Origin of the sequence: Streptomyces qaidamensis (assembly GCF_001611795.1) — a bacterium.
In the GTDB taxonomy this organism is placed as follows: domain Bacteria; phylum Actinomycetota; class Actinomycetes; order Streptomycetales; family Streptomycetaceae; genus Streptomyces; species Streptomyces qaidamensis.
On sequence record NZ_CP015098.1, the window covers coordinates 8,384,798 to 8,396,647 of the forward strand.

Annotated in this window: 8 protein-coding genes; 4 read left to right on the forward strand and 4 right to left on the reverse strand. The window is 70.9% G+C overall.

Features of this window, described 5'->3' with window-relative positions; all coding sequences use genetic code 11:
- Nucleotides 1-62 precede the first annotated feature (62 nt).
- Nucleotides 63-4,985 carry a DNA repair ATPase gene (locus tag A4E84_RS36735; RefSeq protein WP_062930683.1) on the forward strand — a complete coding sequence of 1,641 codons (4,923 nt, stop codon included), beginning with the start codon at nt 63-65 and terminating at the stop codon, nt 4,983-4,985.
- Between the two features lie 150 nt (nt 4,986-5,135).
- On the opposite strand, the gene A4E84_RS36740 is transcribed toward A4E84_RS36735, so the two are convergent.
- From A4E84_RS36740 to A4E84_RS43150, 3 genes are all read right to left on the reverse strand, one after another.
- The gene (locus tag A4E84_RS36740; RefSeq protein ID WP_062930684.1) at nt 5,136-6,359 is read right to left on the reverse strand and encodes a cation:proton antiporter; all 1,224 of its coding nucleotides are present in this window, start codon (nt 6,357-6,359) and stop codon (nt 5,136-5,138) included.
- 263 nt (nt 6,360-6,622) lie between these two features.
- Nucleotides 6,623-7,144 carry a nitroreductase family deazaflavin-dependent oxidoreductase gene (locus tag A4E84_RS36745; RefSeq protein WP_062930685.1) on the reverse strand — a complete coding sequence of 174 codons (522 nt, stop codon included), beginning with the start codon at nt 7,142-7,144 and terminating at the stop codon, nt 6,623-6,625.
- A gap of 318 nt (nt 7,145-7,462) precedes the next feature.
- Complete coding sequence (locus tag A4E84_RS43150) at nt 7,463-7,615, reverse strand: hypothetical protein (protein WP_159029666.1); 153 nt, start codon at nt 7,613-7,615, stop codon at nt 7,463-7,465.
- Nucleotides 7,616-7,679: 64 nt separating this feature from the next.
- Here A4E84_RS43150 and A4E84_RS36750 point away from each other — a divergent pair, with 64 nt between their 5' ends.
- From A4E84_RS36750 to A4E84_RS41640, 3 genes are all read left to right on the forward strand, one after another.
- Nucleotides 7,680-8,216, forward strand: a complete 537-nt coding sequence (locus A4E84_RS36750; RefSeq protein WP_062930686.1) for a MarR family winged helix-turn-helix transcriptional regulator — start codon at nt 7,680-7,682, stop codon at nt 8,214-8,216.
- Nucleotides 8,217-8,352: 136 nt separating this feature from the next.
- A complete protein-coding gene (locus tag A4E84_RS36755) occupies nt 8,353-9,060 on the forward strand; it encodes a hypothetical protein (protein ID WP_237305061.1) in 708 nt (235 codons plus the stop codon).
- A 477-nt stretch (nt 9,061-9,537) separates the two neighbouring features.
- The gene (locus A4E84_RS41640) at nt 9,538-9,927 is read left to right on the forward strand and encodes an STAS domain-containing protein (RefSeq protein WP_159029667.1); all 390 of its coding nucleotides are present in this window, start codon (nt 9,538-9,540) and stop codon (nt 9,925-9,927) included.
- A gap of 1,001 nt (nt 9,928-10,928) precedes the next feature.
- Here A4E84_RS41640 and thpD read toward each other — a convergent pair.
- The gene (thpD, locus tag A4E84_RS36765; protein ID WP_062930689.1) at nt 10,929-11,786 is read right to left on the reverse strand and encodes an ectoine hydroxylase; all 858 of its coding nucleotides are present in this window, start codon (nt 11,784-11,786) and stop codon (nt 10,929-10,931) included.
- Nucleotides 11,787-11,850: the final 64 nt, after the last annotated feature.

Consider the following 11,850-nt stretch of genomic DNA (forward strand, 5'->3'; position numbering starts at 1 on the left):
AGCCGCCGCACAGGGGACGGCGGCTCCGGACCGGCCTTGACCGACTTCCTGAGAGGCATGCCATGACGATCGGCCCGGACACCGGCACGACGATCGGCCCGGACACCCGCACGTACGACTCTGTGGACACGGGCACGTACGAGGTGTTGCGCGATCGCCTCACCGCCCAGGCCGCCGAGCTCGCCCGCCGCGCCGAGGCGCTCAACGCCCGCCGCAGCGAGGAGTTCGGCTCGACGCGGCTGGAACTCGCCGGCACGGAGCGGCTGCGCACCGAGCACGCGGCGACACTCCGGGACATCGTGGCCGTGGGCGATGTGCTGCTGGTCGGCTCCAACGCCGTCCCGGGCCGGGAGGCGGCCACGCGCGTCGGCGACGTCCTGACCTTGCACGACCGCGACCTGGGACGGCTGCCCGACGACGCCGTCCCGGGCCTGCTCGACGACCCCGCCTTCGTCCGCGAGTTCGCCGCCCTGCACCGCTACTACCGCCAGGCCGGCCTGCTCCGGCTCGTGCGCACCGAGGGGAAGCTGCTCGCCGTCTTCCGAACCGGTGAGAGGGAGGACGACACACGGGTGCTGCGCTGGTCCCTGTCGGACGAGGGACAAGCCACCTTCCTCGACGCGCGGGGCGAGCGCGACCACGTCCTCCCGCCGTCTCAGGACCTCGAATGGACCGACAGCACCCGCGAGGACCACATCCTCGGCCGCCACCCACACGTCTCCATCAACGGCGAGGTGTTCGTGTCCACGGTCGGCGGCGTGCTGACCGTCAAGGTCGACGACGACACCGAGACAGGGGCCGGTGTCCACACCGAGCCGGTCGACGAACCGCTGCAGTCCCTCGCGGACGCGGACATCGCGCACGCACGCGTGGGCGCCCTGATCCTGCTGCGCGTCCGCCCCTACAAGGAAAACACCGACCGTCACCTGGTGTTCAACACCCTCACCAGGGCCGTCGTCCGACTCGACGGCATCGGTCGGTCCTGCCGCCGCCTGCCCGAGGACCAGGGGATCGCCTTCCCCGGCGGCTACTGCCTGGCCACCGGCACCCACAAGACGTACGAACTCGACACGGCCGAGCTGGAGTTCGAGCGGGAGATCCACTCCCCGAACGGCGAAGACGTGCTCTACGCCTTCCAGGCGCGCGCGGAGGGCCGCAGCCTTCTCCTGCCGTACAACACGATCCGCAAGGAGATGGCGAACCCCCTGCCCTGCAACGGCTGGGCACTCTTCGACGACGGCGCACTCGCGGTCCTCCGGGCCGACAACGCCGAACCGCGGCGCGTCCACCCCGTGCAGCTGTGGAACTCCCCGTACGTCTCGGACACCTACGCCGCCGCCCAGCCGGTCGGTACCGGCCCCCTGGCTCGGATCGGCAACGCCGACCTTGTGCGTGGCATCTCCGACTGCCTCTCCATCACCGGAGCCGTCGCCGATACGACCCCCACGCGCGAGGTGTACGAGGCGCTCCTGGCCGCCTGCGCGCGGGCGGCCGACACCCACCACTGGCTGAGCGATCCCGAACTCGGCGACCTCCGCACGCCGCTGACCCAACTGCGCGACACGGCACAACAGGTTCTGGCCGAGTTCGAGACCGTCCAGGCCCTCACCCGGCAGGCCGCGGACGCCCTCACCGAAGCCACCGAGCGGGTCGCCGGGGTCGTACGACGGCTGCGTGGCGAGTCTCCGCGCAGCGCGGCGGGCTGGGTGAGCGGCCTGACCGAACTGCACCAGGCGCAAGGTCATCTGCTCACCCTCAAGGACATGCGGTACGCGGACACCGCCCGCATCGAGGAACTCGCCGCCGATACCGAGTCGGACCTCGACGCCTTCGGCCGTCGGGCGGTGGCTCACCTCGGCCGTGAGGACGCCTTCGCCGATCACCACGCGGACGTCGAGCGGCTCGTCGCCGACGCCGAGTCGATCGCCACCGTGGCCGAGGCCGTGCCCGTGGCCGCCCGCATGGACGAACTCGCCGACGGGCTGCGCACGGTGACCGAGGTCGTCGCCGGCCTCGACATCGCCGACGCCACCGTCCGCACCGCGATCCTGGAGCGCGTCGCCGAGGTCCTCGGCGGCGTCAACCGGGCCCGCGCCGCCCTCGACGGCCGTCGCCGCGCACTCCTCGAGCGTGAGGGACGAGCCGAGTTCGCCGCCGAGTTCGCCCTGCTCGGCCAAGCCGTCACCGGAGCGCTCGCCGCCGCGGGCAGCCCGGAGGCATGCGACGAACAGCTCGCCCGCCTGCTCGTCCAGACGGAGAACCTGGAGTCCCGTTTCGCCGAGTTCGACGACTTCCTGGCCACCCTCGCCGACAAGCGTGACGAGGTCCACGAAGCGTTCTCCGCCCGCAAACAGACCCTCGCCGACGCCCGCGCCCGGCGCGCCGAACGCCTGGCCGACTCGGCGGCCCGCGTCCTGCGGACCGTCGTCCGCCGGGCCACGGCCCTGCCGGACGCGGACGCGGTCGCCACGTTCTTCACCTCCGACCCGATGCCCGCCAAGGTCCGCCGCATCGCCGGCGAACTACGCGGCCTCGGCGACCACGTGAGGGCCGAGGAACTGGACGGCCGCCTCAAGGCCGCCCGCCAGGAGGCGTTCCGCGTCCTGCGCGACCGCACCGACCTCTACGCCGACGACGGCCGCACGATCCGCCTCGGCACCCACCACTTCGCCGTCAACGCCCAGCCCCTCGACCTCACCCTCGTCCCGCACGGCGACACTCTCGCCTTCGCCCTGACCGGCACCGACTACCGCTCCCCGGTCACCGACCCCGACTTCACCGCCACCACTCGCCCCTACTGGGACCGCCCCCTGCCCTCGGAGTCTGTGGAGGTCTACCGCGCCGAGCACCTCGCCGCCCGCCTCCTGGACGAACACGGCCCCGAGGCCCTGGCGGAGGCCGACCTGCCGACGCTCGTACGGCAGGCCGCGGAGAAGGCGTACGACGAGGGCCACGAGCGCGGCGTCCACGACCACGACGCGACAGCGATCCTCACCGCGCTCCTGCGCCTGCACGAGGGCGCCGGTCCGCTGCGTCACGAACCGGGCGCACGGGCCGCCGCCCAGCTGTTCTGGGCGCACGGCACGACGGACGAGGAGCGGCAGAGCTGGACCCGGCGCGCGGTGTCCCTCGCCCGTGCCCGGGACACCTTCGGCCTGGCCCCCGCCATCGCCGACCTGCAGCGGGAGCTGGCGGACGTCGCGGGCGGAGAGGCGGCGGCCGCCTACCTGTTCGAGGAGCTCACGACCGGACCCGACGGCTTCGTCATCAGCGCCGGCACTCGCACCCTGCTGGACAAGTTCCGGCGCACCGTGGGGACATCGGCCTACGACGACGACCTCACCGCCCTCACCGACCCGGCCGCCCGCGAGCAACTGGTCGAGGCATGGCTGACGGCGTACACCACCGCCACCGGCACCGACCTCACCCCCGGCGACCTGGCCGAGGCGGTGGCCGCCGAACTCTGCCCCGGCCTGACCCGCTACGAGTCCGACGCGCCGCTCACGGAGACCGTCACGGGCCTGCTCGGCATTCACCCCCGCATCACCGGCCGCGCCCTCACGGTCCGTATCGACGAACTCCTGGCGCGGACGCGGCGCTTCCGCACGCACGACGTCCCCGGTCACCGCGCCTACCAGCACCGCCGCGCCGCTCTGGTGGACGCCGAACGTGCCCGTCTCCGCCTGGACGAGTACCGGCCCCGCGTGATGTCGGCGTTCGTACGCGGCAGGCTCATCGACGAGGTGTACCTCCCGCTCATCGGCGACAGCCTCGCCAAGCAGCTCGGCACCACGGGCGAGTCCAAGCGCACCGACACCGGCGGCCTGCTCCTGCTCATCTCCCCGCCGGGCTACGGCAAGACGACCCTCATGGAGTACGTCGCCGACCGACTCGGCATGATCCTCGTGAAGGTCGACGGCCCGGCACTCGGCCACACCGTCACCTCGCTCGACCCGGCCGAGGCCCCGAACACCACCGCCCGCCAGGAGATCGAGAAGATCAACTTCGCGCTGGCGGCGGGCAACAACACCCTCCTCTACCTCGACGACATCCAGCACACCTCACCCGAACTGCTCCAGAAGTTCATCCCCCTCTGCGACGCCACCCGCCGCATCGAGGGCGTGCGGGACGGCGAGCCGCGCACCTACGACCTGCGCGGCAAACGCTTCGCCGTCTGCATGGCCGGCAACCCCTACACCGAGTCCGGCAGCCGCTTCCAGGTGCCCGACATGCTCGCCAACCGCGCCGACGTGTGGAACCTCGGCGACGTCCTGACCGGCAAGGACGACCACTTCGCGCTCAGCTTCGTCGAGAACGCCCTCACCGCCAACCCGGTCCTCGCCCCGCTCGCCGGCCGCGACCGCGCCGACCTCGACCTGCTGATCCGCCTCGCCCAGGACGACCCGGCGGCCCGCGCGGACCGCCTGACGCACCCGTACACCCCCGCGGAGCTGGAACCGGTCCTGGCCGTGCTCCGGCACCTGCTCACCGCCCGGGAGACGGTCCTGGCCGTGAACGCGGCGTACATCGCCTCGGCGGCCCAGTCGGACACGACCCGCACGGAACCGCCCTTCCGGCTCCAGGGCTCCTACCGCACCATGAACAAGATCGCCCAGCGTGTCCAGCCCGTCATGAACGACGCCGAACTCTCCGCGCTGATCGAGGACCACTACCGGGCCGAGGCCCAGACCCTCACCACGGGAGCCGAGGCCAACCTGCTCAAGCTGGCCGAACTGCGAGGCACCCTCACGGCCGAACAGTCGGCACGCTGGACGGAATTGAAGGCGGCCCACGTCCGAGCCCAGTCGCTCGGCGGCCCCGAGGACGACCAGCTCACCCGAGCCGTGGGGGCCCTCGGCCTCCTGGCCGACCGGATCGCAGCCGTCGAGTCGGCGATCAACCGGGTCGGCGACCCACGACACATGATCGCCAACCCGGCGGCTCGGCACGCGGCACGGCCGGTGCCGGATGGTGGTGGGGACTGAGATGAGAGGGGCCCGCCGACGGGGCGTGGCAGCGAGCGCACGGGGCGCTGTGATGAGCCCTTGGCGGTGCCGCCTCGGCTGCCGCCGGAGACTTCCGAGATCGTGTCTACCTGATCCGATTCCCCGAAGTCAGTGGAACCGGCGGACGATTCAGCGGGTGTCGCGAGCGGGAACGGGAGCCGACTCATCACCAGGGATGCCGGCGATGTCCTCGACCTTGAACAGGCGGGCGATCGGTACGTCGGTGGAGCTGTGGGCGATGATCGAGAAGGCGATACACACGGCGATGAGGGTGAACGCCTCCTCGCCCTGCGGAATCCCGGCCTGGAGCACCAGCAACCCGTACACCACGGAGGCGAACCCCTTGGGCCCGAACCAGGCGGCGACCAGCTTCTCCTGCCGGGTGAACCGGGTGCCGACCAGTGACAGCAGCAGCGAGGCCGGCCTGATCAGCACGATCGCGAGGACGACGGCGACGTAGCCGCCGAAGGACAGGTCGCCGAACAACTGCGGCGTCAGCAGCGCCCCGAACACCAGCAGGGCGGCGAACTTGGCCAGCTCCGCAAGCATCTCGCCGAGCGGTTCGAACGCCTCCTTCGCCTCCAGCGACCGCGCGGTGAGCACCGCGCCCGCGGAGAACGCCGCGAGGTAGGGGTTGGCGTGCGTGAGGTGGCACAGGGCGTACAGGGTCACGCCGATGGCCAGAGGCAGCAGCGGCTGAAGCTTGGGCTCGGCGCCCAGCAGCCTGAACCGTACGAGTTCGATCACCACGAAGGGCAGGACCAGGCCGAAGACGAGGCCGAGCACCAGTTCCAGCGCGATCTTCCCGAGCGACGCCTCCGCATGCCCGGAGGTCGGCCCGGCCGCGGCGATGAGGACGAGGACCACCGGCAGGGCGAGCCCGTCGTTGATTCCGCTCTCCACGTTCAGCAACTGCCGCAGTTTCGACGGGACTTCCTTGCGCCCGACGATCGCCGAGGCGAACACCGGGTCGGTCGGCGCGAGGACGGCGCCGACCAGGAAGGACGTCGTCCAGTCCAGACCTACCAGGTAGTGCGTGATCAGCGCCATGCCGACGAACGCCAGCGGCATGCCCAGCGCGAGGGCGCGGGCCGGGTTGCGCCAGTTCTCCCGCAGCTTGGGGAAGGAGACGTGCATGCCGTCGGTGAACAGCACCGCGAACAGCGCCAGATCGGCCGTGACGGACACGATGTCGCTGTCCGGCGTGATGTGGATCAGCCCGAGGAAGCCGTCACTGACGAGCGCCCCGCCGACCAGGAAGAGGAACGAGGTGGACAAGACAGTCCGGGCGGCAAGCCCCGACAGCAGCACCGCGATCAGCAGCGCCACCCCGAAAACCACGACAAGAACCATGACCAAAACCCCCGACCGACGAAGAGACTTGTCCTCACATCGCCGACCAGGCTTCCCGGCACACCAGTGGGAACCCTACACGTTCTTTATACTGCGCTGACAGGCACCTGGATGGGGTGAGGATCGGCGAGATCCCGTGCTCGTAGGGCCCTCCTCATCAGATGTCGCCCGTGAGGTTGCCGCGGCCGATGGCTGGTCCGCTGGTATGCCGGGGATCCCTTCGGCGTCCTCATGCGGGTCCCCGCGTGCCTCCGGCCAAGACGTCACTCGCGTCCGCGGCTCTGCGGGCGGTGCCCGTCGGCAGCTTCGAGGCGGACGCACGGTATGGCGCGGCCGGCGTCGAGAAACGACGTCTCGCTGCCGTCGGCGGGCAGGCCCATGAACGCCCAGAGACGGCGGGCCGTGCGGGGGTGTCGACGGGAGTAGTCCGCCATGATCCGGGCGCCGTCGTCGGGGGAGAGGAAGCGGGCGGTGACTGCGTGGTAGCGGTTGCCGACTTGGACAACGGTCTTCGGATGCGCTCGCAGGTTGCGGTACCAGTCCGAGCCGGGACCGAAGCCGGAGGCGACGGTCCAGCCGAGGGGTACGGCCTCATGTGACACGACCTCGAGGACGACGTGGCGGTCGAGGCCCGTCCTGCGCCCGACGTGGTGCAGAAGCAGGAACCGTTTGCCGAAAACCGGTCCGAGCCCGACACGGAAGAGGAGGAGTGGTGCCCGCGCGGCCAGGCGCCGCCAGCCGGTCGGAAGCGTTGGTCTGGTCTCGTGGGTCTCTCTGTGGGGCATCGTTGCCTTCCAGGAGTGTCGTCGGAGGTTCCGGTCTTCGGCCTCGACTGGGTGAAGGGCCGGTGCGGGGTGCGCCATCACCAGGAAACCATTGCATAGTCTAAATGCGGGGCTGTCGGACGTCGAAGGCGGCTCTCGAGCGCCGAGCCACCTCATGAGGACGTCATGACCACGAGCCGCCAGGCGTCCGGGGCCCGACTCCTGTCCGTGTTGCCTGTGGGCGCGATGCCCGTGGCGGACGTCGCGGCGGGCCGCGCGGTGGGTTTCCAGCCGCTGGTCTCGCTCGGGCCCGCAGCGCAGGGCCTGAACCACGGTCATTCACCCCATGGTGGTACGCCAGGACAGCACGGTCGGCTTCCCGCAGCCGCCTGCCTGCGCGCCCTCGAAGCCCTGCGGGAGGACCTGGTACGGCACACCGCAGGCCCTCCACGCGACGACGGGGCCATGCTCCTGCTGCGCTTCCATGGTCATGAGAAGGGAAAATCTGTTCGCGACGTATGAGTGAGCAGGTGCTTCGACGCGATACAAAGGACGTATGCCGCAGTACGAGACCCCTGTGGGGGCCATGGACGATGTAGACGAGGTCACCCGAGCGGTGCTGACCGCGTCCCGGTTGCTGGTGGCCGTCTCCGCCCGCTCGCTCGCCGCGGTCGAGGACAGAGTGACCCTCGCTCAGTTCCGGATGCTCGTCGTCCTCTCCAGCCGCGGGGCGACCAAACTGGTCGTCCTCGCTGACCTGCTCCAGGTGGCACCCTCGACGGCCATGCGCATGGTGGACCGGCTCATCAACGCCGGGCTCGCCGACCGCCAGACCAACCCCGGCAACCGCCGCGAGACCCTGCTGCAGCTGACCGAGGAGGGGCGGCGCACCGTCGAGGAGGTCACCGCCAGGCGACGCGAGGAGATCGCCGGGATCGTCGCACGGCTCAGGCCGACACAGCGGCTGGCGCTCGTCGAGGCGCTGGGCGCCTTCAACGAGGCGGGAGGGGAGCCGCCCGCTCCCGACGCGGACGGTTCGGAACCGCATCCGCTCGGCTGGGGGGCGGACGTGGCAGGGGCACGCGAGGCGTAAGCGTCCGGCCGCTTACGCGCCGCGCTGGCCGAGTGGCGGACATGCCCGCTCTTCCCGGACTCCTCCACGTTTTGCATAATGCAAGGGAAATGTGAGCGCGGTTCTCCGCGTGGGGACGGGAAAGGGTGAGTGACACATGCGCTGGTGGTGTCGCTCGCCACGCGATGTCGAGCCCCAGCTGATGGGGCATCTGCGTGCCACTGTGTGGGGGCCTGCCGAGTTCGTCGGCTTCCCGCCGTGGTGGCTGGTCGCAGAGGGTGTGTTCGTGGCGCTGTCGGCCGTCGTGGGCATCGTCGGCACGTCCGTCGTCGGGGCCTGGACGGGGCGCCCGGGGCTGACCGACGGCGTGGTCGGCCTGGTGTGTGCGCTCGCGCTCGCTGTCTACCTGATCGTGGTGCGGGCGGGCCGGGCGCTGGTGGGTGTCGTCGTCGTGCTCGCGCTGTGCCTCGCGGCGCAGGCGCCGCAGGCCGCCGCCGGTGTCGTCCTGGCGGAACAGGGTCGGGTGCAGTCCGTGGTGGTGACGTCGGTGCGGGATGCGGGGGCGTTGGGGGGAGGCCGCGGCCGCTATCTCTGCTCGGTGGCCGACCGGCGTGGGGTGCCTCTGGGGGTACGAGTCTGGCGCGGGTGTGGGCAGGCCACCCGCCCAGGCGACGCCCTTGCCGTCGTCTACGACCCGCAGGGACGGGTGCCGCCGCGCGGTGTCGGGTCGGGCGTGGGGGCGTTGCGTGCGTTGCTCGGACTCGCCGGGTGGGTCGCCGCTCTCGCCGCGGCGACGGTCGTCGCGGTCGTGCGCTCCTACCGGCTGACCGTCCCGTCCACCCGCCGACGGGACGGCGCCGGTTGATCGGGTTGCGGTCGGCACCGCAACATCCTCGTCCTTCAGAACGACCGCGGTGTGCCACTCGGGGTGTCGGTGATGCCCGTCGACTCCTCGGCGACCGCCTCGATGTGCATGCGCAGGGTCCGGGCTTGATGCGGGTGCCCCGTTCGTGACCGGCATGGTGCCGTGGCCCGCTTCCCGCCGCCCTCGCGAACCTCGGGGCAGGCTGTCCGTTCGGCGATGAGGACTCTGCGTGGGGGGCATGGGGTGTGCCCGCCCCAGAGCAGACCGGCCGAGGTGTCGATCTCTCACGCCTGCGGGTCGAAAGTTTCCGCAGGCGGTTGATGCGGTCTTTGCCCTGTGCAAAGATGACGGCGTGGAGGCACTGCTGGGTGCTTCCTGGAGCGCCGGGAAGCCTGGTCGGCACCTGTTGCCGAGCTGTCAGGAAAGCCGATGCCACCACCTCGACCCACCCCGCGAGATGACGAGACAGTCGATGCCGTGCCGGTGGGTGGCGATGAGTCGGCCTTGCTGCAAGAACCCCAAGAGGCGGCATTGTCGTCGAGACTGTCCGTCCATCGGGAGGTCGGAGAAGGTTCTCCGCCGCGACTGGTGTTGCACCTCGCGGGAGATCTCGATGTCGACACCGCGCCGGGACTGCGTGAGGATGTGACGGTACTCGCCGCCCACTCAACCGCAGGCTTGCTGGTGCTGAACCTGTCGGGGATCACGTTCTGTGACACCCCGGGGCTCTACACGTTGCTGGCTCTTCGCCAGACCCTGCCGCTGGCTGATGTCGACGTGCTGTTCACCAGCGCCAGCTCGGAGCTCCGGACCGCTGCCGACCGAGCCGGTCTGACCACGCATCTGGCTTTGGGGGACGTTCCCTGAATGCGGAGCCGGTGCACCCTCGCTGCCTGGCCGGGAGCGATTCGAAACACGTAGACCGCACCGGCCCGACGTGCCCGGGGGCTGTCGCCCGTACGAGCGGTCGCTGGGTGGCGAGGACCTCGCGTTCGTGGACGCGCCGGGTACGAGCGGCTCGTCACCACCACGCCGGACGGCGGACCCGTGCCGGCCGTTCTGCTCGTGGCGGCCGACGGACAGGGCGGGGAACCGCAGTCGTTGGGAGCATCTGGAGATTCTGGACGCTCTTGGCGTACGGCACGTCGTGCTCGCTGTGACGCGCAGCGACCTCGCGGACCCGAGCCGGTGCGGGCGGCGGCGTCGAGGGCATGGCCGCCATCTTCCTCGGCACAGTATTGGTGAGCGCGGTCACCGGTGCCCGAGTGGGCGACCCACGCCACCAGTCGGCCCGGCCGGCCTGTGCGTCACCACTCCCGCCCCCCTGGAGGTAAGGCTGTGCCTGGACCGCGCGCCCGCAACTTGGGCGGCCCGCAACGGTCGTCACCGGAACCCGTCGTCCGCACCTCGGGCGCCGGTGACCGGCCGGCGACGGGCGACGGCACAGGCCGCCTGCGGGCACAGGGGCTGTGGTGCCCGCAGGAGGACGCGGTGTGGCCCGGATGGCCGTCAAGGTGCACGGCGCTCCCGATGGCGTCTGGGCCGGGGGCAGGTTCTGCCGACACCGGACCGCCGGCTGTCGGCCCGGCCGGTTGATGTCCGAATCGGCGGACGGCCTGCCCCCGACGGCCGTCGCCGGGGCCACGAACGGGCAGCCCCGACGGTCCACGGTACGGATCAGATTCTGTCGGCCACCGGTGTGACCACGGCGGCACACGCGGTCCGCAGGGCCGTGATGAGGGCGGCCTCGCGGACGAGGTGGTGGCACAGCAGTCCCAGGGCCCGGGGTTCGACAGGGGCGACGGGCGGATGCCTTCCGGGCCATGAGCGGCCTTCTGGCCCCCCTCGGCCGAACCGGGGGAGAGAAGCTACTTCACCGGCAGGAAGTCGCGGGCCGCGATGAACTCCGGTCGCCGCACCGGCGCGGCGAAGGGTTCCACCGCTTGGTTGTCGACGCTGTTGAAGACGATGAAGACGTTGCTGCGCGGGTAGGGAGTGATGTTGTCCCCGGATCCGTGCATGCAGTTGCAGTCGAACCAGGTGGCCGAGCCGGCGGGGCCGGTGAAGAGCTTGATGCCGTGCTCCAGGGCCATCTCGGTCAGCCCCGAGGCCGAGGGCGTACCCGCTTCCTGCATCCGCAGCGACCGCTTGTAGTTGTCCTTCGGCGTAGCCCCCGCGCAGCCGAGAAAGGTCCGGTGCGACCCCGGCATGATCATCAGACTGCCGTTGGTGTCACGGTTCTCGGTCAGCGCGATCGACACCGAGACCGTGCGCATCCGGGGCAGGCCGTCCTCGGCGTGCCAGGTCTCGAAGTCGGAGTGCCAGTAGAACCCGCTGGCTCCGAAGCCCGGCTTGACGTTGACCCGGCTCTGGTGGACGTACACGTCGGAGCCGAGGATCCGGCGAGCGGTGTCCACGACCCTGGGGTCCCGGACGAGCCGGGCGAAGACCTCGCTGATGCGATGGACCTCGAAGACCGAGCGGATCTCCTTGGAGGAGGGTTCGACGATGGCACGCTCGTCGTTGATCACGGCCGGATCGGCGATCAGCCGCGTCAGTTCGGCCCGGTAGGCCAGTACCTCGGCCGGGGTGAGCAACTGATCCACGGTGAGGAAGCCGTCCCGTTCGAAGCCGCGCAGGTCTTCGGAGGGCTCGCCCCAGAGCACGGGGTCCTGGCGGGGCGTCATCACCTCGGCGGCACCGCGGGTCGGATAGAGGTCGGTCATGTCAGGATCCTTCCGTGAGCAAGGGGTGGACGCCGGTCTCGGCGGTACGTCGCGGTCCGTGCCT